Below are 23,680 nucleotides of genomic sequence, written 5' to 3' on the forward strand. Positions count from 1 at the left end.
TAACGGTTCAACTTATGTGTGATCTACTTCCTCGAATGAAATAATTACCCCTGAAAAAAATATTATCTTAATGATAACCGACTCGTCGTGAGTCAACTTTTGAGCTTGAAGAATGAAATGCCTTGTTACAATGAAGTAACAGTTGAGATAATTTTTGAACAATTTTGCATAAAGAAGCGGTATATTACAAAAACTTATGTTACATTTGCAATCTATAAGTTTTATTGTTTCAATGCACGAAGAAATAGAGAAAACCATAGATATTGATGAAATCTTGAAAAATAAATTGGGAGACAAGGTCAACTATCTCCCCCGTTTTGTTGCGTCATGGCTCAAAAAAATTACTCATCAAGACGAAATCAATGTTTTTCTTTGGAATCATCAACATCTAACAGGAACAGAATGGTTGGAAGCCTGTATCGATTTCTTGGATGTCACCTTGGAAATACAAGGCGAAGAAAACCTGCCTGATCCGCACAATGGAAAACTTTATACCTTTGTATCAAACCACCCCTTAGGAGGTGCAGACGGCGTGGCGATAGGTGCCATTATTGGGCGTCATTATGGTAACCAGTTCCGTTACCTGCTCAACGACTTGCTTCTCAATCTTCCTGCATTAAAGCCTGTGAGCATCGGTATCAACAAAACTGGCAAGCAAGGAAGGAACTTTCCCGCCATGGTAGAGGAAGGATTTCAGAGTGACAACCACATCATCATGTTTCCGGCAGGACTCTGTTCACGAAAAATAAATGGACAAATTCGTGATATTCCATGGAAGAAAACTTTTATTTCCAAAAGTGTGGAGCATCATCGGGATGTCGTGCCCATTCACTTCGATGGTCGAAATTCTGACAGATTCTACCTTTTAGCTCATCTCTGTAAAGTTTTTCGCCTAAAGGTTAATCTGGCGATGCTGTTCCTTGTAGATGAGATGTTCAAGAATAAACATCAAACTTTCCATGTGAAAATTGGAAAACCTATACCTTGGCAGACTTTTGACAAGTCTAAAACACCCAGAGAATGGGCGCAATATGTTCAAAACATTGTTTACCAATTATAGCCCGCAAAGGATGAAATAAAGAAATATAAATATCAATCAGACGTAGAAAGATGAGCGTTGACCCTTACCCAGCCACCAGTAAATCTATTCTTTCTCACCAATCCTCGAAAAGAACCATGCAGCAAGAGATTATTGACCCCATAGATAAAGAGCTTTTGAAAGCGGAATTAACGCCTGACAAGCGTCTAAGAATGACCAACAAAAGTCATAATAAGATTTTCGTAATCACAGCTCACAACGCCCCTCACGTAATGAAAGAAATAGGGCGTTTGCGTGAAATTGCTTTCCGTACGGCTGGAGGAGGAACAGGAAAGTCAATGGATATCGACGAATACGACACCTGCGAAAACTGTTATAAACAACTCATCGTCTGGAATCCTGATGCAGATGAAATTATTGGGGGGTATCGCTATCTGTGTGGTGAAGATTGGGAACTTGACGAAGATGGGCAACCTAAATTAGCAACAAGTCATCTCTTCCATTTTTCTGAAAAGTTTTTGAAAGACTACATGCCTTACACTGTGGAGTTAGGACGCTCGTTTGTCAGTTTAGAATATCAAAATGTGCGTAGAAACACCAAGAGTATTTTTGCCTTGGACAACTTGTGGGACGGCTTAGGGGCATTGACGGTACTCAACCCCAAACTCAAATATTTCTTTGGAAAGATGACCATGTATCCGTCGTACATTCGTAAAGGGCGGGATATGATTCTTTACTTTTTAGAAAAACATTTCGGAGACCGCGAACACTTGATTGTTCCTGTGCGACCTTTGAAGATAGAAGCGAATCCGCAGGAGTTAGACGCATTGTTCTGTGGGAATGATTTTAAAGCCAATTATCGAATACTAAATCGCGAAATCCGTCAATTAGGCTATAACATTCCGCCATTAGTCAATGCCTATATGGGCTTGAGTCCTACCATGAAACTTTTTGGTACAGCTATTAACGATGGATTTGGCGACGTGGAAGAGACAGGCATCTTAATAGCCGTGGATGAAATATTGGAAGACAAAAGAGTAAGACACATCGAGAGCTTTATCAAGGAACACCGCGAATCGCTCGAAATCACATCAGGCGCGAACAAGGTCATTTACAAAGATAAATAAAACTTGTTCTGCTAATTCTGACAGACGTTGGGAGAACGCAAAAACTAACCATCGTTGATTCCTCCAAAAAGATCATGCGCCCCACAGGTTCTTTCACCTTCGCTTTTGGAAAAGAAACGTTACATTTTATACTGAATATAAATCTATTATTAATTAATAAAACAAATGAATATGAGAAAAATTTCGATGATGCTATTAGCATTCGTTGGCATGTTGGGAATGATGTCGTGTACGAATACTGGAAGTACATCCAAAGAAGACTTTACAACTTATGTAGAGCCTCGCATAGGAACGGCTCATTGTCGCTATTTCCACATGGCACCGGGTGCCTTGCCTTTTGGTATGGCAAAGCCCGGACCGTCTACCAATGGTCATTATGGTAACAAGTCGGGCTGGGAGGCTACTGGGTATGATTATCGTGACAAGAGTATTGAGGGATTCCCTTGTTTGCATGAATTTCAGATTGGTGGCATCACGCTGATGCCTACCGTGGGACAGCTTTTCACTGTACCAGGCGATACCGCCATGACGGGTGAGCGCAAAGGCTATCGCTCTACGTTCTCCCACGATGATGAGGTGGCAACAGCAGGTTATTACTCTGTATTGTTGAAAGACTACAACGTCACAGCAGAGGTTACTGCCACCACACGTGTGGCTTTCCAGCGTTACACTTTCCCTGAAAGTAAAGAGAGCCGAATATTGTTCGACATCGGCAATCGACAAGGCGAGAGTGGCGCCGTAAAGGATGCCAAGGTTGAAATCAAAGATAATGGAACGGTCGTAGAAGGTTGGGTGATTACCTTGCCGGAATACGTGAAGAAATATCAGCCGGGCGCTGAGGTTCCTCTGTATTTCCATGCGGTCATCGACAAGAAACCTACCGCTGTGGGAACTTTCAACGGCGAAAAGGTAAAGAAAGACTCGCTGACTGCTAATGGACTCGGTGCGGGTGCGTACCTTACTTTCGAGACTTCCGCTCAGGAAAAGATTACCGTGAAAGTGGGTGTCTCCTACACTTCTGTAGAGAATGCACGCTTGAATTTGGAGACAGAAGCGAAAGACATGGCTTTTGATGAAGCCAAGAAGCAGTCGCACGACACTTGGAACGAACATTTGAGTCGCATCGCAGTAGAAACAGAGAACAAAGACGACAAGGTAAAATTCTACACAGGATTGTATCATGCCATCTTGGGTCGTGGCATTGCCAGCGATGTTAATGGTGCCTATCCTAAACACGACGGTACGATAGGACAGATTGAAATGAAGGATGGAAAGCCAGCTTTCAACCTCTATAACACGGACGCCATGTGGGGAGCACAATGGAATCTTAACCAAGTATGGATTATGGCTTACCCAGAACATATGTCAGACTTTATCAGCAGTCATCTACAGGTATTCAAAGACAGTGGTTGGTTGGGCGATGGCTTAGCCAACAGCCGCTATGTGTCGGGTGTGGGAACCAACCAACTCAGTTTGATGATTGCAGCAGCTTATGCTTGTGGCATTCGTGATTTTGATGTCAACTTGGCTTACGAGGCTTGCCGAAAGAACGAACTGGATGGCGAGAATCGCCCATTTGGTGCAGGAAAGACCGATACCAAACTCTTTGTAGAACACGGTTATGTGCCTCATCAAGACACAGGTGAGGGAGCTGATGAAATGTTTATGTTCTCAGCATCGCACACTTTGGAGTATGCGTTTAGCGCATGGGCAACGGCACAAATGGCAAAGGCGTTGGGGAAAACCGACGATTACAACCAGCTCATGTCGCTGTCGAAAGGTTGGGAGCGAATTTATGACAAAGAAACCAACTTCGTACGTCCAAAGAAAGCGGATGGAAAGTTTATCGACAACTTCAACCCAATGCAAGTATGGCGCGGTTTCCAAGAGGGTAACGCATGGCAATATACCTTCTATGTGCCTCACGATGCCAAGGCTTTGGCGGATAAAGTGGGGACGGAAGTATTCACCAACCGCTTGGATAGCATCTTCACCCAGTCACAAAAACTGATCTTTAGTGGCGGCACAGAGGTAGGAGCATTCGCTGGTTTGGAGACACTATACAACCAAGGTAACCAACCTTGTCTACACATTTCATGGATGTTCAACGAAGCAGGCAAACCATCGCACACACAGAAATGGGTTCGTGCCATTTTGAACGAGTTCTATGGCATCGACGGCATCCACGGTTACGGCTACGGTCAAGATGAAGACCAAGGGCAGCTGGGCGCATGGTTCGTACAATCTTCCATTGGTATGTTCGATGTGAAAGGCTTGACGGCACAAGAGCCAGCCTTTGGATTAGGTAGCCCTCTGTTCAACAAAATAACCATTCGTCTGAACAAGGATTATTATCCTGGCAAACAATTCGTTATTCAGGTGAAGGACAACAGCAAGGACAATATCTACGTGCAAGAGTACAAACTCAATGGAGATGTGCTGAACAGTACCTACCTGCCTTTTGCTACCTTTGCCAAAGGTGGAAAGTTAGAGGTGACAATGGGTAATACGCCCAAGGATAAATACTAAGAAATGTAAATATATTTCACATTTTATTTGGAAGTATAAACAACCTCCAAAATCTCAAGAAAACGTGCATAGCTACTCAAAATTTGACAGTTATGCACATTTTCTTTTCTCTTCATAACTTCCTTATATTCAAAGTTTTAGTTATCCCTCTTAGGAACGTTGACGTCGTTCAAATATCATAGCGTTATTAACTCATGGAGATAAGCGGTTTATCTCCGTAACTTTGTTGCCTTATCTCCATGGGTTAGTCGCCTTATCTCCATGAGTTAAGAAAAGCACCTAAATGACGCAAGGCAAACGAAAGCAAATTGTCAAGATTTTTACCAATTCTTCTACGTGACATAGATGAAAATGAGATGACTACTATTCGGCTTTTTAGGATGCTCGTTGTCCACATTTAATAACCGACACCAATTTTCATTCTATGATTGGGTGGTAGCTATCGGAAAATAATTGATTTCTACAACGCTAAACGTTCCCACATGAGCATAGGAATGAAAACTCACATCATCTTGTATTTAAGTACAGTGCTCTGATGTAATCCCTTTGGAAAAAGAAGAAAAATAGTTGTATATCTGTTTAATATTAGCTATCTTTGACACGCAGAAAACAGATGAACGATACTTACAAGCTCACTTAACTACAAATTTACTTACGGCTGGTTCTATAAATTACCACCGCACATAGTCATTAAATGTTTATGAAACACGTTTTGTTATCTTTTGGCTTCTTTTCGGTTCAAAATGTAAGTTCGTTCAGTCGTGTAGCTCGCTACACTCCTTCACTCTCTTGCATTTTGACCTCAAAAATAAGCTCAAAATCTAACAAAGCTAATTTATAGAACCAGCCTTACTTAACTTAAATCACTGGAATGAAGAAATTTTTATTTTTAACGTATGTACTAACTATTGCATTCAATGCCATGGCAGCTATCCAGACGAGCCAAACACTACCTACAGATGGAAAGCCTGAACACTGTTACACGATAGCCAATGGACAAGGTTATTATTGCAACGCAACCACATCACCAACAAAGAACTCGGCAAATTATGCCAAGTTTGCCTTTTACAAGAGTGACAAAGTCGATTCCTACTACATCTATAATATGACCGCCAACAAATGGGTGAGCTATCAGGTAGCTAACCAGTATTCTCCCAAACAAGGCTTCGTGTCAATGACGGATGCAAAACAAACGGCTGCCATTTATAAAATCACGGAGATTCAGGATGGGGCTTTTGAAATTCAACCCTACACCACCACTGGTGTTGCAAGTATCTACTTAAATTGGTTTCAAGGCGTAGGAAACTCTAATCCTGAAAACGGCACCGTTACGCTTGGACTTTGGACGGACAACGGCACTCAGGACGCTGGTTCAAGATGGTTCTTAACAGAAGTCGGTGTTAAACACAACTATATTCTTTTCAGCGACGGCATGCCCAGTTCTGCAACGGTTACCATCAACGGGCAAGTGTTCAAAGGACTGAATGCACAGGGAAATCAATCAATAACTATTAAAGGCGATCTTCGGCAAAGCGATGTAAAGGTGAGTGTTGGTGGCGGTAGCGTTGCAAAGGTGACGATAGACAACCTCAACTACCAAATAGACGTGAAGTTCATCCAATTCTTTACGCCAACCAATGGCATTGAGGCAGAAAAGAAATATCCTTATTTGTTGCAAATGCCCATGGCTTATATCAAGATGACAGACAGCAACTTGCATCATACCACCAAACGAAGTGAGGCGGATAAATTTATCATGATTGAATCTGAAAGCCAAGGGCATTATTTCATTTATGACTTGTCTGCGAAGTGCTACCTTACTTATATCAACGTGGCAAACGGTAGTAGTCAAACACATACCAACGAAAGTTATGTGAGATATGCGACAGAAAAATCAAAGGCAAGCACTTGGCAGATGTACTATCTCTCTGATCAAAGTGTGGCTATCCTTCCAAGCGAAATCACAAACCCCACAGCAAGCTCTCCCTCGCTCAACTTTACAGGTGGCATTGACTATGGTTGTGTCCTCAATCTTTGGCGTGCCGATGACGGCAATTCCGCATGGAAGTTTGTTGATCCCTCTGCTGGTTCTATGCCTTGCGCCACATTAATGTATGCCCTCCCAGGTGCGCCATACATGCACAAATTGACACCCAATGAAGGAGAAAAAGTCATTGATGTTGACCTTCAGGCAATCCCGACCTTGTCGCTGAAAGAGGATCGCATCGCCTTGGGCAATAAATACAAGTACGTATCAGGCACAGCGCCCACAAGTGAGGGCGAATATGTGTACACTGTGAAAACCAAAGGGGACAACGGAGGAGAAGAAACACTGACTAAAGTGCGCCTTATCGTAGACGCTCACATGCAGTCTCCTACTCCAATGATGAGCTGGCTGACATGGAACTGGTTTGCACATTCTATCGCTCACGATAAAATTATAGACATTGCCAAAGGCATGCAAAAATATGGACTTATTGATGCTGGTTTCAATTCCATCGTGTTGGATGACACATGGGCTAAACAAACCACCGACAAGAACGACTTGACATATGACGCCCTAAAGTTTCCTAATGGCATTACTGGCTTAAAAACCGCCCTCAAGAAAATCAATCCACAATTGAAAGTTGGCATTTACAGTGACGCAGGGTCTATGACTTGCGAGAATTATCAACCAGGATCGTACGGACATGAAGCCCAACACGTTGCGTTATTCGACTCATGGGGCATAGATATGCTTAAATATGACTACTGTAACCGTGAAGCAAGCACTCAAGTAAGTTATTCCCGAATGGGCAAGGTGATAGCCGAACTTAACAAAACACGCAAAGCCAAAGGCGAAACGCCTTTCGTGTTCAACATTTGTGAGTGGGGTAAAACCCAACCTTGGACATGGGATGCCGAAGCTGGAGGGTCAAGCTGGCGTGCCACAAGTGATGCTCGTGAAGACTGGATAGGTAACAACTCGAGACCTGGTGTGATTGGTGGCGTTGATGAAGTTCGACGTTTATGGATGTACGCTGGAGTGAACCGTTTTAATGATCTTGATATGATGTGTATCGGACTTCATGGCTTAGGAGGACCAAGCAATAATACAGCTGCACATCAACAGAATGGTGGGAAGATTAAAGGTTTGACCGATTCGCAAGCACGTACACAAATGTCATTGTGGTGCATGCTTTCAAGTCCTCTGGCTTTGACGTGTGACCTCCGTGAAACTCCTAAAGGTGAGGCGAACTCTATTCAAGACCTACCTATCCCACTGATTACCAATGCCGACATAGAAACGCTAACTAACAAAGAAATTCTTGCCATTAACCAAGATGCACTCGGACAACAGGCTGAATATATGGAGTCGCTTTCGACAGGTAAGGTGAACTACTCCAGTACGGGGTATGATGTCTATGTGAAAGATTTGACAGGTGGACGAATAGCGGTATCTGTGACTAACCGCAGTGGTTCGACGGTAGAGATACCCGCACTAAAACTCATCTATCTTTATCTCAAAGCGGATACGAAATACGATTGCCACGAAATTTGGTCGAAGACGGACATTCAAATCGAAAATGAGTTGGTGGTGGGGTCGCTCAATGCTTACGAGACAAAAGTTTATGTTTTAGCCACTCACAAGGGTGATGACACTGCTATTAAAAATATTGTAGGGTCTTTACAAACTAACAATGAAACACCTCGCTATGATCTTTCAGGTCGCATCGTGAACGAAAAATCAAAGGCGTTTCTATAAAAAATGGGATAAAGACCATTCGCCTATAACCCTGAGCATAACTCATCGCATAAGACGCAATGGAGTTCTATGAAAAACTTCATTGCGTCTTATTTTTGAAAAAGAGTGTGAGAAAAATGAAAGACTTAAATAAAATAAGGTGTGACCGTACAGTAAATACTTTACAATTTATCAAATGATGGGCAAAGATATGCCGTTGATTTTCTGATAAATCTCCAACGCATACACATCGGTCATGCCACTGATATAATCGATGACAGCCATGATGCGTGTTTCAAGGTCGGGGCTTTGTATGTCGTATTGACTACTAAAACGGCGGAGGAGCTGTTGCGAATAAAACCGTTCGGGATTTACTGCGGCTTCAATCATCGTTTCCATCAGCGTTTGCATAATTTTATAACCAGCTAACTCTACATCCAACACGGGCTTGCTGTGATAAATGCGCTGATATGAAAGTGCTGAACAATGCTTGTAGGCCTGACGTTGCGTTTCGTCAATGTGGTCGATGAGGCTCCCTTCGAACGTTCCATTCAAGATTTCCTCCTCGTTAGCAACAAAGGCTTCAACGCATTTGTTTTCCAGTTTGCCGACAGCACAGGCTCGCATATACACAACCTTTTCGTTGTTATCGGTAAGTCCCTCGTCCGCTATACGCTGTTTGATGTGCCGTTGTGTTTCTTCATCAAAGAAGCCCATCAGCAAATGTGCAGTTTCTTCAAAAGAAAGAATCTTGAGCTTATGGGCATCTTCAATATCCATAATCTCATAACAAATATCATCTGCGGCTTCTACCAAGTAAACCAAAGGATGCCGGGCATAACGTATCGGCTCGCCTGGTTGCGAAAGTTTCGCTATTTCTAACTCGTCTGCCACCTTTATATATGTTTTCTCTTCGCTGGAGAAAAAGCCAAATTTGCCGTGATTTCCTGCTAAACTGCTGGCAAAGGGGTACTTTACAATACTTGCCAAGGTGGCGTATGTCATGACAAACCCACCGATACGTCTGCCGTTGAAACGATGAGTAAGCAATCGGAATGCGTTGGCATTGCCCTCAAAGTGGGTGATATCGTCCCAAAAACGTTTGCTTAAACGTGATTGTAAGTAATTTCCAGCTCCTTCGGTGAAAAAAGTTTGTATGGCTCGTTCACCACTATGACCGAATGGAGGGTTACCCATGTCATGCGCCAAGCATGCGGCACTCACGATGGTACCGATTTGTTCAAACAAGGTTCCACGCAATTCGGGGTGTCGTTCGCAAAGCAAAGTGGAGACATCCATTCCTAAAGACATACCGACAGAAGCCACTTCCAGAGAATGAGTCAAACGGTTGTGGACAAAGATAGACCCTGGTAGCGGAAAGACTTGCGTTTTGTTTTGCAGACGCCGAAATGGCGCAGAGAAGATGAGGCGGTCGTAATCACGCTTAAATTCCGACCGATCGTCATGACGCTCGGCATGTTTTAGCTCTTGTCCGAAGCGTTTGTTAGAAATTAGAGTTTGCCACTTCATAGCACAAAAGTACAAGTAATTTGTGTAATTTGGTTCTTTTTAAGGATAAAAATGCCACATTATGGCGATTATTCGTTATTTTTGCATCTTATAATCAGCATCATACGAAGTAGAACCACTTAAGTGATGGCACGATTTCCAGATTAAATGAAGAATGAATGAGATGATACAGATAAAAGTTATCAACAAAGGACACCAGCCTTTACCAACCTATGCGACAGCACAAAGTGCTGGAATGGATTTGCGGGCAAACATAGAAGCTCCGCAGATCTTAAAACCTATGGAGCGCAAACTCATAGCTACGGGGTTGTATATCGCACTGCCCGAAGGCTATGAGGCACAGATACGGCCACGCAGTGGACTGGCTCTGAAACATGGCATAACTGTATTGAACACACCAGGAACAATCGATGCCGATTATCGAGGTGAGATAATGGTGTTGTTAGTAAACTTCTCTGACAAGGAGTTTGTTATCAACGATGGTGAGCGCATTGCTCAAATGGTCATAGCCCGACATGAGCAGGGACAATTTGTTGAAGTGACACAGTTAGACGAAACCGAGCGAGGAGCAGGAGGATACGGCCACACTGGTGTCAAATAATTGATGGTTAGACGTAAAAATTGAATAAGTTGAAAATATTGTATCAATATCATACCCCTTGGACATGGATTTTATTCATGCTTCTGTTTCTCTCGAAGCCCATGCTTGCACAAGAGAGACAAGATGAAGTTGTGACCGAAGAAGGACTGAAATCCATGCTTTGGGATGATGCTCAAACACGCTATGACTATCTATTCTTGCAAGCCGTGTGCCAACAACTCAATGGGAAAAATGACTTAGCCTTTGACTTGTTGAAACAATGCCTTGCCATTCACCCACAAGCTGCCGAAGCTTATTTCTTACAAGGACAGCTGTACGCCAAACAGCGCAATGACTCGTTGGCACTTCAAAATTTTGAAAAGGCTGCTTCACTCCAGCCAAAGAACACCGATTATCAAGAGCGAGTGGCACAATATTATATCGGTACGGGTGCTTACGAAAAAGCAATTACTGCTTATGAGCAAATCTACGAAAGCCATCATGAGCGGTCGGACGTGCTCAATATTTTGGCACAGTTATACAATCAACAGAAGGATTATGACAAAATGTTGTCAATCATAGATAGAATAGAATTGGCTGAAGGCAAAAGTGCAGAACTGACTTTGTCGAGAATGAATATCTATGAGATGCAGGGCAACAAGACCAGAGCCTATGAAACATTGAAAGCGTTGACAAAATCTTTCCCGAATGATGTTGAATATCGAGTAATGTTGGGCAATTGGCTGATGCAGAACGATAAACAGAAAAAAGCTTATCAACTGTTTGCACAAGCTTACAAGGAAGAGCCTAACAATGCCACAGTACTCGCTTCACTGTACGATTACTACAACACGGTGGGAGATAAAGACAAGGCTATCGATTTGCGAGATCGTATTTTGATGAGTAAGCAAACACCATTACAAACCAAATTAACGATGTTTCAACAGGTAATTCGTGACAATGAAGCGCATCAACGTGACAGTACAGAAGTACTCAACCTGTTCCAAAAAGTAATGAATGCCAACCCCAAGGATGCAGATATCGCCTCTTTGGCTGCAACGTACATGTACTTGAAGCACATGCCAACGGACACAGTACAGGCGGCTTTGCAGCATGTGATTGATATTGCACCAGAACAATCGGCTGCTCGACTGCAACTCTTGCAGACATATGTACCCAAAAAGAATTGGCAGAAAATCATAGAGATTTGCGAACAAGGGGCACAATTCACTCCTAACGAAATGGCTTACTACTACTATTTAGCATGGGCGCACGTTCAGCAAGATCATCAAAAACCAGCCATTGAGGCTTTAAGGAAAGGAGTGAGTACGATTAACGCCAGTAGCGATGCTGGATTAGTGAGTGAGTTTTATGCCATGATGGGCGACCTTTTGCACCAACAAGGTGAAAAAACAGAAGCGTTTGCTGCCTACGATAGTTGCTTGCAGTGGAAAGACGATAACATTAGTTGTCTGAACAATTACGCATACTTCCTGAGTGAAGATGGGAAACAGTTGTCAAAAGCCGAGGAGATGAGCTATCGAACTATCAAGGCAGAGCCTTCCAATGCCACTTATTTGGACACATACGCTTGGATTTTGTTCTTACAAGAGCGATATACAGAGGCGAAGTTGTATATTGACCAAGCTCTTCAAAATGACACGGACTCTTTGCAAAGCAGCGTTATCATAGACCATGCTGGAGATATTTATGCTATGAACGGTCAGATGCAGCAAGCATTGGAGTATTGGACGAAAGCCTTAAAATTGGCAGATAAAAGTGACAAGGCTTTCATTGAAAGAAAGATAAAACAGAAGAAATACATCAAAAAATGAAATACATCATACACTTTCTATACTTGAGTTTCGGGCTTCTCTTCATTACCTCTTGTGCATCTAAAAAGAGTATGACGAAGGAACCCGTAAAAGGAGAGATTTCTAAGCAATCCACTCAAATACCTGCAGAAGAGATGAGTAAACACCTCTTCGTGGAGAAGGTGATAGACAATGGAGTATATGCACCGAACATTGTGGGAAAAATATCTTTTCAATTAACACGTGGCAGTCAGCGCATCTCTGCACCAGGCTCATTGAAAATGCGTAAAGACAAGGTAATACGCCTGCAACTATTCATTCCATTCTTGGGTAGTGAAGTAGGTAGGATAGAATTTACACCCGATGGAGTGCTGGTTATTGATAGGATTCACAAAGAATATGTCAAAGCCACTTATGACGATGTTGCATTTCTGCGAAACAATGGGTTAAACTTTTATAGCTTGCAGGCGCTGTTTTGGAACCAATTGATGATTCCTGGCGAAAAACAAGTTAAAGCATCTGACTTAGAAAGCTTTAGAGTAAATCTAACTCAAGCTGGAGACTTTTACCCCATTACTTTAGTGAAGGGAGCTATGACCTATCTTTGGAATGCCAACAAAAACAATGGGCGAATAGCTACTGCGGTGATTAATTATGTGAACAGTCAACAAGAAAAATCTGTTCTGACATGGAATTATCAAAACTTTAAGAGTATTGGGTTGCAATATTTTCCCTCAACACAGTCGTTTACTTTTACGACTCGCCAAGGTGCAAAGACCCGTCAGCATGGAGAAGTAACGATAGCAATGGATGACCTAAAAACAGATGCTGATTGGGAAGAACGCTCCACCGTTTCCAACCGCTATCAACGAGTAGATGCAGAGGACATAATAGGAAAGCTTTTATACAGTAAATGAAACGATATCTAATTATACTTGTAGCACTGTCTTTGTCGATTTCTCTTTCGGCACAGAAGAAACGGACTCCTATTAAAAGGAAGGCAAAGACCACAACGACTACAAAGAAGACCACAAACGTCAAGAAAAAAAATAGTAAGACAGCCAAGTACTCTACGCCATCCATCAAGGGCTTAGAGAATCAACGCAGTCAAGTCCGGCGTAAAATCAAGCAACAAGAGCGTGCGTTGAGAGCAAATCAGTCGGATGTGAAGAAGCGTTTGCAAGATCTTCTCATTCTCAACACTGCCATCACGGATAGACAAAAAAACATAGAGACCATTGAGAGCGATATTCAGCATTTGGATGGAAATATCCAAATACTGCATACACAGCTCCAAACCTTAGAGGAACAACTGGCTGAACGAAAGAAGAAATATATCAAATCAATGGCGTATATGACTCGTAGCCATACGATTCAAGAAAAATTAATGTTTATCTTTTCGGCAAAAGACTTTGCGCAAATGTACCGTCGCTATCAGTTTGTGCGTGATTATGCTGCCTACCAACGTGCCCAAGGTGAAAGCTTGAAAGCCAAACAGCAACAAGTAAACGACAAACAAGCACAACTGCATCGCGTAAAAGGACAGAAGAATAACTTGCTTTGGAAAGGAAAGAAGGAAAAGGAAACACTTGAAGGTCAACAAAATGAACAGAAGCAGAAAGTAAGCAGTCTGCAGAAAGAACAAAAAACCATTCAAGTTGTCATTTCGCAACAGCGACAAAAAGATGCTGCTCTGAATGCCGAAATTGATAAGTTGATAGCCATAGAAGTAGCAAAGGCAAAGGCACGTGCCGAAGCCGAGGCGAAGAGAAAAGCAGCATTGGCAGAAGCTGCACGAAAGAGAGCTGCAGAAGTAGCCAGGAAGAAAGCTGAAGCCGAAACTGAAGCCCGTGAGAACGCACGACGTATCGCTGAAGCCAAACTGCGAGAAGAACAACAAAAAGCGCAAGCACGAGCTGCAGCCGCCGCAGCAGAGAAAGCTCGCCAAGAACAGTCCGAAGCGCAAGCACGAGCTGCAGCACAAGCTCGAGAAGCGGCTGAACAAAAAGCTCGAGAAGCTGAAGCAGCGCGTGTGGCTGCCGAACGAAAAGCGGTAAGCGATGCTGTTCGCAACAAAGAAAACATTGAAAGAGCCCAGAAGAGAGCGGACGAAAGCTTGAAAATGAGTTCTGTGGATAGAATGTTGAGTGGTGGATTTGAAGCCAATCGAGGGAGATTACCTATCCCTATCACAGGAGGTTATAGAATTGTGAGCCATTTTGGGCAGTATCAAGTGGAAGGACTCAAAAATGTGACGCTTGATAATAAAGGTATCAATATCTTAGGAAGTGCTGGCTGTCAAGCTCGCTCTATCTACGATGGCGAGGTGAGTGCCGTCATGACGTACGGAGGAACAACGGTCATCATGGTTCGTCACGGTTCGTACATTTCTGTTTACTGTAATTTGAGTTCCGTCAGAGTTGTGAAAGGACAAAAAGTAAGTACGCGGCAGGCACTCGGCACCGTAGGAAAAGATAACATCCTACAATTCCAGCTACGCCATGGCACCGCAAAACTGAACCCCGAGTCTTGGTTGGGAAGATAAGTCTTGGCTAACTTTGGCTGCATGATGTTTTTGAAGAATACAGTGCATCTACATGGGACGTCTATTCTTAACAATGAGTATTATTTTCAATTATAACAAGAAATTGATTTTAACCTGCTAAATAATGGAAAAGAAAAGTAAAGCAAGTTCCGCACACATATGTCCTCACTGTGGGAAAATACTACCTCCCAAAGTGGTGAACAGATATTATTTTAGAGGTAGAGATAGCACATCCACATGTCCCCACTGTCAACAACTGATAAAACTTGAAAAAGAGCCATTGCCTATTTATATCACCTGCTTATTTTGTTGTCTGACATTTTTAGCTACTCAGTTTTATCTTTATTATATAGGTTCTAATTCTTTCCACGCATTTCTCTTCGGTTGGTTGTCGCTTTTCCCTTTCGTAGTTTTATTTATACGTTATCGGTTGCAACGCATTCGATTTATCAAGGGTTAATATCGTAAGACTAATTTCGACCTATTTACAGAACTTTTTAACTCCAATCAACCGTAAGCATCTAACATTTTTCAATAAGTTCTTACGCAGTTGTTTCATCACTCGTTGCCACTACTGTCCGCATAACAGGCGATATGACTTACAATTTAGCACAAAAGAACGTATTTTATTGAAATAGCACTTGCAACACCGAGAGCGATTTTAGCTCTGGGAACGAAGGTACATGCAATCGATAAAACTTTAATATCATCTCAACACAACGGTTGCGTTCCTGTCTGGTAAACTTAAAAACATGCATGGAATCGTAATTCATTCGCATGAGAACGCGAATTTTAGATGCCTCACTCGGCACAATAAAATCCCCATGCGCAGGTTGATTAGGTGTAAAAACGCCATTGCGCAAATCAAAGAAATCATGACCCGTGTCGTCCTCCAAGTTAGGATAAAATCCAATAAATCGGGTCAAATGCAACATAAAAACCAAATGGAAATTGGCAAAGCCTGCTGTCGCAGCATCTAACCAATGTACACTTGTTGTTACATATTGATACAACGCCCCACTGGCTTGTTCTCCTTTCACACATTGATACAGAAATTCGGCAATGAAAAGCGAGATGGAAAGCTTCAATGCATCAAAAGGAATACTTAAATATGGATTAACCATACGCACCTCTTTCAAGCGTGGAAGACGTCCGTTGTGAAGTGCATCATATTCAATTTCTAAATGAGTAAGCGGCTGAAAAAATTGTACTCCTATGCGACCGTGCTTCGTTTTCTTGACACGGTGTATAAAAGTGACGCAACCCATTCGTTCTGTGAACAAATCCACGATCAATTGAGCATCGCCATACTTAAGTGCACGCAGTACAATTGCTTCTGTCTTTACCAACATAAATTCTGAATTTGAAGAACAAAAATACTAATTTTCATTGATTTATTAAAAAATATCCGATAATATTTGGTACATAAAGAAAATTGTCCTACCTTTGCACCCGCTAATCAAATGGCACGGTCCCTTCGTCTATCGGTTAGGACGTGAGATTTTCATTCTCAAAAGAGCAGTTCGATTCTGCTAGGGACTACTACTGAAATAAAAAGAAAATCAAAGAAGATGGCAAACCACAAATCATCACTTAAAAGAATCCGTCAGGACAAAGTTAAGACTTTGCACAATAAGTATTATGCAAAGACAATGCGTAATGCAGTGCGCAAGTTGCGTGCTATGGACAACAAGGATGAAGCTATCAAGCTATTTCCTGTAGTACAGAAAATGTTAGACAAATTAGCTAAGACTAATACCATCCACAAGAATAAGGCTGCAAACTTGAAATCAAGCTTGTCACAACACATTAACAGCCTCGGATAAGTCTATTTGAACATTGAAAATATTCAAAGGTCACATCTCTTATGAAATGTGGCCTTTTACTATTTTCTCGAAGACTTGGTATGCACATCGTGGTAATATCCACCATGTTTGGAGCCCATCAAAAAAGGTTCTGCTGCCTGATAACGAATCCGAAAAGGTGCACCCGTATAATTTCGTGCAGGACCTATCACAACAACCCAGCCATCAATAAATCCCGCTTCTCCCACTATCAAGTCGTTAGCCGAAGCCACCTCCACAGGTAAATCGCCTCGCCATTCCCACATTAATTGTTTAATTCTTTCTTCAGAACAATTAAAAATTTCATTCACCTTTAGGCGATGCCCGTCTTTTTTGCTAAATGTAGCACAATCACAAGTTTTCCAAACCACAGAATCTTGATCTGTAATGACGGATTCAAAGGTCACACAATCTTCATCCTCATAAGCTCTATAAATCTCGATGTGCCGACTCCCTTCAGGATTTGTCTCGAGATAATCTTGATAACTACGCTCTAAAACCTGAAAGAAAGCGCGTTCATCGCTCGCCTGTTCGTCTTCCACACCAACCACATCGTTGATCCAATTTCGAATACTCCTTACAGCTCCTGCCTCACCTTCTAACGGAAACTCAACAGATACTTGATAACGTTGTCGTTGAAAGCTGACCTTTTGTGTCGTGGTAAATACAACACCTGCCATTGAAGAAATGGCGAATAAACCTAAGACGAATAAAAAAGTAATTTTTTGCATCATGATTTCCACCTGCAAATTTAATAAAAATCCGATGGAAACAGCCCTCGTTTTTAGGCATTTTTAGTTGTAAAACATTTCATCAATTCCCATTAATTTCGTATCTTTGCAACAATGTACGAAGTATTTCTGCAGACAAAGAAAACTTGTCTGCTTTAAGTTTTCTTCAATTTGCAAATATAATTTTACAAGATATAAAATGGCAGAAAAACAAAATACCGAAAATAACTATTCAGCCAGTAATATTCAAGTATTGGAAGGGCTGGAAGCGGTTCGTAAACGCCCTGCAATGTACATCGGCGACATCAGTGAGAAAGGTCTTCATCATCTCATCAACGAAACTGTAGACAACTCGATTGATGAGGCGATGGCAGGCTATTGCACGGACATAGAGGTAACCATTAACGAAGATGAGTCCATCACTGTGCAAGATAATGGGCGTGGTATCCCCGTAGACCAACACGAAAAACTACACAAGTCCGCCTTAGAAGTGGTCATGACGGTACTCCATGCCGGCGGAAAGTTCGACAAAGGCTCGTACAAAGTCAGTGGAGGTCTTCACGGAGTTGGTGTGAGTTGTGTCAACGCATTATCATCTCACATGACATCTCAGGTATTCCGAGATGGCAAAATCTATCAACAAGAATACGAAAGAGGAAAAGCGCTCTACCCTGTAAAGGTTGTTGGAGAAACCGACAAGCGAGGCACACGCCAGCAATTCTGGCCCGATAAGTCCATTTTTACGACTACTCATTTCCAGTGGGACATCATTGCAAGGCGCATGCGTGAGCTTGCTTTCCTCAATGCTGGCATCCGCATCACGCTTACAGATATGCGTCCTAACGATGAAGGTAAGACACGAACAGAGGTATTTCATGCCAAGGACGGACTCAAAGAGTTTGTTCGCTACGTAGACAGGCACCGCACACACCTGTTTGATGATGTCATCTATCTCAAAACCGAAAAGCAAGGCATCCCTATTGAGGTAGCCATCATGTACAATACTGACTATTCAGAAAACATCCATTCATACGTCAACAACATCAACACCATTGAAGGAGGAACTCACCTCACTGGTTTCCGCGCCGCATTGACACGTACGTTGAAAACGTATGCAGACAGTGAGCCTACGATTTCCAAACAAATAGAGAAAGCAAAAATAGAGATTGCTGGCGAAGACTTCCGTGAAGGACTCACTGCTGTCATCTCCATTAAGGTAGCTGAACCCCAGTTTGAAGGTCAAACGAAAACTAAATTAGGCAATAGCGAGGTGTCTGGTGCTGTTCAACAGGCTGTAGGAGAAGCCCTCAGCAACTATCTTGAAGAACATCCAGCAGAGGCCAAACAGATTTGTGAGAAAGTTGTATTAGCCGCAACCGCACGTATTGCCGCACGTAAAGCACGCGAAAGTGTACAGCGCAAAAACTTTATGAGTGGCGGAGGATTGCCAGGTAAGTTGGCAGACTGCTCTAACAAAGACCCAAAAGATTGCGAAATATTCCTCGTCGAGGGTGACTCTGCAGGTGGTTCTGCTAAGCAAGGACGAGATAGATACACACAAGCAATTTTGCCTTTACGTGGTAAGATTTTGAACGTCGAAAAGGTACAATGGCATCGTGTCTTTGAAGCAGAGTCGGTAATGAACATCATTCAAAGCATTGGCGTGCGCTTTGGTGTAGAAGGAGAAGCCGACCGTGAGGCAAATATTGACAAACTACGTTATGACAAGATTATCATCATGACCGACGCCGATGTCGATGGTTCACACATAGACACCCTTATTATGACGCTCTTCTATCGATTCATGCCGAAAGTCATTGAAGAAGGACACCTTTACATCGCTACTCCACCGCTCTACAAGTGCTCATACAAGAACAAAGCCAGCGAGTATTGCTACACCGAACAACAACGACAGGCGTTCATTGACAAATACGCCAATGGCGAAGAAGACAGCAAAAGCATTCACACGCAGCGCTACAAAGGTTTGGGAGAGATGAACCCCGAGCAACTTTGGGAGACCACTATGAACCCCAAGACTCGTTTGCTCAAGCAAGTAACCATTGAGAATGCTGCCGATGCAGATGAGATTTTCTCCATGCTCATGGGCGATGACGTAGAGCCACGTCGTGAATTCATTGAAAAGAATGCTACCTATGCGAATATTGATGCATAAGTAACTCACTCCTTATTTACACGGAACATGATAAGCGTTATCATGTTCCGTTTTTTATTGAATGACAAGATAAGTCATTGACATTCACAACATCATCGTGCCGTTGATTGGTGGTAAGCTGCTTGACTCATATACAGCGCAATCGTCTTAAAGCGCACATACTCCTCACTGAGATACATATAACCTCGATAACGGGAGTTTGTACCCCATGAATTTTTCGCCTTAAAGAACACTCTGCCCTGTCTATCGTGCGCCATCCCCACTAAAACCATACAATGGTCGTCTGTGGTTTTTAAGGCTTCAAACGCGCGCTGTCGCATTTCTGCAGTCACATGAACAGGCGTATTTTCCAGCGTTGCCACACCATTGGCAAACGAAAAGCCAGGCTCACTGATGTCACCTTCCCAGCAAACAGGATGTCCAGCTTGCAACGCCTTTTTGAGATGCGTCATTAAAGTATCCAAAGGAAGATTCTTAAACGCTTGCCTAAACTGATTGTCTGGTATCTCCAACACAAACGAATGCCCATAAGGATGGTGCGTAAAACTGGTCAATGAGAGATATTCTTGAGGCAGACACACACTGTGTGCAAATTCCAAAGGCGTGTATTCGGCGTGTAAAAAGAAGACGAAGCGAGGCAAAGAGCCAAGCTCTTGGTCTAACTTATCCTCCATGAGATGCCGCAATTGACTTAGCGAGGATGCGCAAGAAGCCAAATGTCGCATTTTTCTACGCAACACATTGTAATTCACATTTTTAGCTGGGTATGAATCCTCATGTAACAAGCCGTAACGTTCAATCAAATCAAGTGTCATGGATGCAACTCCTCGCAACTGAACGGGCTTCCTTCCTCTCATAAAGAAAGCCGCTTGTGTCTGCTCCTCTAACAACTTTCTTGCCAAATAGTCGACCGATAAATCTACCGAGTCCCCCATCATCAAACGCTCAGACTCAATGGTTCCCAACATGGCGTAAAGCCAACACAGCGAACTCGCTCCTTGATATTTTACGGGAGTTGTCTTGATGAGTACATCGTCGGTAAACCTCTCGTCCACACGTGTTGGAGGAAGAGGGTGGCTACATCCCACTAAAATGGTGATGACTAACAAACAAGCTGTCCATATTCTATTCATGCGAAAGCAAAGTTAGCAGTATTCTAATGAATAACAAAGAAAATCAAGTAATTTCATATTGTAAGCGCCGCCATTCTGTATTATCGTATAAAAATCACACACATTCATGAGAAAGAAAACGAACAAATTGTAAATATAATTCAGAAAAATAAAAGTTGATTCTAGCTTCCAATTGGCATCAAAAATTGCATTTTTATCTTCGTCACAACGCATTTTTTCCGCAAAAGTAATGAGTTAATCGCGCTATAATGACTGTTTTGGCTCACTACTCCATTACCTTTGTGGTGTTATTACATTACTCTAAGCACCTTAACTCAATGCTTCAACACCTATGTTCGGCAAGTAAAAACACGAAGTGATTGATAATAAAGCAGTTAAAATACTCGCAAATTTGCGACCCAACTAACAGTTGCTCGCAAATACGCGAGTTTTGAACCCCGTAGTAAAAATTTTTCAGAAAAAAAAAGGCGACGCTATAGCCCAATTATCCATCCTTTATTGAACTGTCTCATGAACAAAACAAAGCGGTTTTGTTTTGTGATTATTACAAATAACCTTAACTTTGCAACCATGAACTATCAGCTATCAGATTTTGAAATCATGGCTCCTGTTGGCTCTCGTGAAAGTCTTGCAGCAGCCATACAAGCAGGGGCTGGTGCCGTTTATTTTGGCATCGGACAATTAAATATGCGTTCGCACTCAGCCAATCATTTTACGATTGACGATTTGCACGACATTGCCGATACTTGCAAAGCGCATGGCATCAAAACCTATCTCACGGTGAACACCGTTATTTATGGCGAGGACATTCACACCATGCACCAAATCATTGATGCCGCAAAAAACGCTAACATTTCGGCAGTCATAGCCAGCGATGTAGCTGTAATGACCTATTGCGTGGAGAAAGGTGTGGAAGTACACCTGTCAACGCAACTCAACATTTCGAACATAGAAGCCTTAAAGTTCTACGCACGCTTTGCCGACGTAGTGGTTTTGGCACGCGAATTGAACATGAATCAAGTCAAAGAAATCCACCAACAGATAGTGGCGCAACAGATATGTGGACCACATGGTGGACTGGTTCGTATCGAAATGTTCTGCCATGGTGCCTTCTGCATGGCAATAAGTGGAAAATGTTACATGAGTCTTCATGACGCTAATCGCTCCGCCAACCGTGGAGAATGCGTGCAAATATGCCGCCGTTCGTACACCGTCACCGATAACGAAACGGGCAACCAACTGGAGATAGACAACAAATATATCATGAGTCCGAAGGATTTGAAGACCGTTCGCTTCATCGATCGCATGATGGATGCAGGCGTACGCGTGTTCAAAATCGAAGGTAGGGCTCGTGGTCCAGAGTATGTGTACAACGTGGTAACGTGTTACAAGGAAGCCATTCAGTCGGTCATCGATGGTACTTTCACCGAAGAGAAGAAAGACGCATGGGACGAACGTCTGTCTGCCGTTTTCAACAGAGGCTTTTGGGACGGCTACTATCAGGGACAGAAGTTGGGCGAATGGACAAAGAACTATGGCAACAAAGCCACCGAGAAAAAAATCTTAGTGGGCAAGGTAGTGAAGTATTTCTCTAAGTTGGGCGTAGCTGAGTTGGCAGTTGAAGCCGCTGAAATTGAGGTTGGCGAACACTTGCTCATTACGGGCCCCACCACTGGCGTGATGTACTTTGACGCCAACGAGATACGCTACGAGCTACAACCCGTACCGAAAGCCGAAAAAGGTTGGCGCATCTCCATCGCTGTTCCCGACAAGGTGCGCCCTAATGACAAGCTTTTCAAATTGGTAAAAACACAAAGCAAGAGATAAAAAACAAGGAAAAAGGAGAAAGATATGACCATAAACGAACTGCAAGACGAGGTAGTAGAAGAATTTTCAGAGTTCACCGACTGGATGGACAAGTATCAGATGCTCATTGATTTAGGCAACGAATTAGAGCCATTAGATGAGCAATACAAGACAGAATCAAACTTAATAGATGGCTGCCAAAGTAGGGTTTGGCTGCAATGCGATGAGAAAGACGGCAGATTGATATTCACCGCAGACAGCGATGCGCTGATTGTTAAAGGCATTATTGCCTTACTTATTCGTGTGGTGAGCAATCACACGCCGAAAGAAATCATTGATGCAGATTTGTATTTCATCGACCGCATCGGACTTCGTGAACATCTCTCGCCCACTCGTGCCAATGGACTGTTGGCAATGACAAAACAAATGAAAATGTATGCTGTGGTGTATCAATCCAAGCTGTTATAATCATTTATCAAAAAAGTGAGAAAGCTCAAGACCATAGAAATGAACCGCTTGTCGGTAGAAGAGTTCAAAGAAGCCGACAAACTACCACTCATCGTTGTGCTTGACGATGTGCGCTCATTATATAATGTAGGGTCTGTATTTCGGTCGTGCGACGCCTTTCGAGTAGAAGCGGTATATCTGTGTGGCATCACCGCCACGCCCCCACATCCCGAAATACACAAGACTGCCCTCGGTGGAGAGGATAGTGTAGCGTGGCGATACTTTGCATCAGCCACAGAAGCGGTAGAAGAATTGAAAAGAAACGAGTATTTCGTGTATAGCATTGAGCAGGTAGAAGGTTCTACAAAACTACAACACCTCACGCTCAACCGTCATCAGCGATATGCCGTAGTGTTTGGCAATGAGGTGAAAGGTGTGAATCAAACCACTGTTGATGCGTGCAACGGATGTTTAGAGATACCCCAATTTGGCACTAAACACTCGCTCAATGTCTCGGTAACTGCTGGCATTGTTGTGTGGGAGTTCGCACGTAAAATGTTCTTGTAAACTTACGCTAACAACATTCTCCCCCAACTTTCGTCCTCTGCCATTCGCCACTCAGCTGACGAATGGCAGAGGATTTTTGAAGATTTCGTTT

Annotated in this window: 17 protein-coding genes; 13 read left to right on the top strand and 4 right to left on the bottom strand. The window is 42.8% G+C overall.

The window, feature by feature from the left end:
• Positions 1–232 precede the first annotated feature (232 nt).
• The 4 genes from DEM91_RS01025 to DEM91_RS01040 all read left to right on the top strand — a co-directional run bounded on the left by DEM91_RS01025 (position 233) and on the right by DEM91_RS01040 (position 8,440).
• A complete protein-coding gene (locus DEM91_RS01025) occupies positions 233–1,060 on the top strand; it encodes a glycerol acyltransferase (RefSeq protein ID WP_249857535.1) in 828 nt (275 codons plus the stop codon).
• Positions 1,061–1,176: 116 nt separating this feature from the next.
• Positions 1,177–2,166: a GNAT family N-acetyltransferase gene (locus DEM91_RS01030; protein WP_249857610.1), complete on the top strand. Its 990-nt coding sequence runs from the start codon at positions 1,177–1,179 to the stop codon at positions 2,164–2,166.
• A 171-nt stretch (positions 2,167–2,337) separates the two neighbouring features.
• A complete protein-coding gene (locus DEM91_RS01035; protein WP_249857537.1) occupies positions 2,338–4,695 on the top strand; it encodes a GH92 family glycosyl hydrolase in 2,358 nt (785 codons plus the stop codon).
• An 871-nt stretch (positions 4,696–5,566) separates the two neighbouring features.
• Entirely contained in the window at positions 5,567–8,440 is a 2,874-nt protein-coding gene (locus tag DEM91_RS01040) for a glycoside hydrolase family 27 protein (RefSeq protein ID WP_249857540.1), read from the top strand.
• Between the two features lie 171 nt (positions 8,441–8,611).
• On the opposite strand, the gene dgt is transcribed toward DEM91_RS01040, so the two are convergent.
• The gene (dgt, locus tag DEM91_RS01045; protein WP_249857542.1) at positions 8,612–9,949 is read right to left on the bottom strand and encodes a dGTP triphosphohydrolase; all 1,338 of its coding nucleotides are present in this window, start codon (positions 9,947–9,949) and stop codon (positions 8,612–8,614) included.
• 163 nt (positions 9,950–10,112) lie between these two features.
• Between dgt and dut the strand changes: the two genes are divergently transcribed.
• The 4 genes from dut to DEM91_RS01065 are packed head-to-tail and all read left to right on the top strand — an operon-like array spanning position 10,113 to position 14,888.
• Complete coding sequence (gene dut / locus DEM91_RS01050; protein WP_249857543.1) at positions 10,113–10,550, top strand: dUTP diphosphatase; 438 nt, start codon at positions 10,113–10,115, stop codon at positions 10,548–10,550.
• A 29-nt stretch (positions 10,551–10,579) separates the two neighbouring features.
• Positions 10,580–12,364 (top strand): tetratricopeptide repeat protein, encoded by a 1,785-nt coding sequence (locus tag DEM91_RS01055; RefSeq protein ID WP_249857545.1) that lies wholly within the window; start codon positions 10,580–10,582, stop codon positions 12,362–12,364.
• Positions 12,361–13,260: a DUF4292 domain-containing protein gene (locus DEM91_RS01060; protein ID WP_249857546.1), complete on the top strand. Its 900-nt coding sequence runs from the start codon at positions 12,361–12,363 to the stop codon at positions 13,258–13,260. The genes DEM91_RS01055 and DEM91_RS01060 overlap by 4 nt, the downstream gene beginning before the upstream one ends.
• On the top strand, positions 13,257–14,888 hold the full coding sequence (locus DEM91_RS01065; RefSeq protein WP_195252833.1) for a murein hydrolase activator EnvC family protein: 1,632 nt from the start codon (positions 13,257–13,259) through the stop codon (positions 14,886–14,888). The genes DEM91_RS01060 and DEM91_RS01065 overlap by 4 nt, the downstream gene beginning before the upstream one ends.
• Before the next feature lie 626 nt (positions 14,889–15,514).
• Here DEM91_RS01065 and recO read toward each other — a convergent pair.
• On the bottom strand, positions 15,515–16,240 hold the full coding sequence (gene recO / locus DEM91_RS01070; RefSeq protein ID WP_195252834.1) for a DNA repair protein RecO: 726 nt from the start codon (positions 16,238–16,240) through the stop codon (positions 15,515–15,517).
• A 219-nt stretch (positions 16,241–16,459) separates the two neighbouring features.
• Between recO and rpsT the strand changes: the two genes are divergently transcribed.
• Entirely contained in the window at positions 16,460–16,714 is a 255-nt protein-coding gene (gene rpsT, locus DEM91_RS01075; RefSeq protein WP_008123888.1) for a 30S ribosomal protein S20, read from the top strand.
• Between the two features lie 59 nt (positions 16,715–16,773).
• On the opposite strand, the gene DEM91_RS01080 is transcribed toward rpsT, so the two are convergent.
• Complete coding sequence (locus DEM91_RS01080) at positions 16,774–17,466, bottom strand: hypothetical protein (protein WP_249857547.1); 693 nt, start codon at positions 17,464–17,466, stop codon at positions 16,774–16,776.
• A 196-nt stretch (positions 17,467–17,662) separates the two neighbouring features.
• On the opposite strand from DEM91_RS01080, the gene gyrB reads away from it, so the two are divergent.
• Positions 17,663–19,636, top strand: a complete 1,974-nt coding sequence (gyrB, locus tag DEM91_RS01085) for a DNA topoisomerase (ATP-hydrolyzing) subunit B (RefSeq protein WP_249857548.1) — start codon at positions 17,663–17,665, stop codon at positions 19,634–19,636.
• Positions 19,637–19,728: 92 nt separating this feature from the next.
• Here the strand turns inward: gyrB and DEM91_RS01090 are convergent, their stop codons facing one another.
• Positions 19,729–20,769, bottom strand: coding sequence for a C1 family peptidase (locus DEM91_RS01090; RefSeq protein ID WP_249857550.1), 1,041 nt, complete (start codon positions 20,767–20,769; stop codon positions 19,729–19,731).
• A 570-nt stretch (positions 20,770–21,339) separates the two neighbouring features.
• On the opposite strand from DEM91_RS01090, the gene DEM91_RS01095 reads away from it, so the two are divergent.
• The 3 genes from DEM91_RS01095 to DEM91_RS01105 are packed head-to-tail and all read left to right on the top strand — an operon-like array spanning position 21,340 to position 23,589.
• Positions 21,340–22,596: a peptidase U32 family protein gene (locus DEM91_RS01095; RefSeq protein WP_249857552.1), complete on the top strand. Its 1,257-nt coding sequence runs from the start codon at positions 21,340–21,342 to the stop codon at positions 22,594–22,596.
• A gap of 24 nt (positions 22,597–22,620) precedes the next feature.
• Complete coding sequence (locus DEM91_RS01100; protein WP_249857554.1) at positions 22,621–23,043, top strand: SufE family protein; 423 nt, start codon at positions 22,621–22,623, stop codon at positions 23,041–23,043.
• 15 nt (positions 23,044–23,058) lie between these two features.
• On the top strand, positions 23,059–23,589 hold the full coding sequence (locus DEM91_RS01105) for an RNA methyltransferase (protein ID WP_008123898.1): 531 nt from the start codon (positions 23,059–23,061) through the stop codon (positions 23,587–23,589).
• The last annotated feature ends 91 nt before the right edge of the window (positions 23,590–23,680 follow it).

It is taken from the genome of Prevotella sp. TCVGH, assembly GCF_023522295.1.
Lineage (GTDB): Bacteria > Bacteroidota > Bacteroidia > Bacteroidales > Bacteroidaceae > Prevotella > Prevotella timonensis.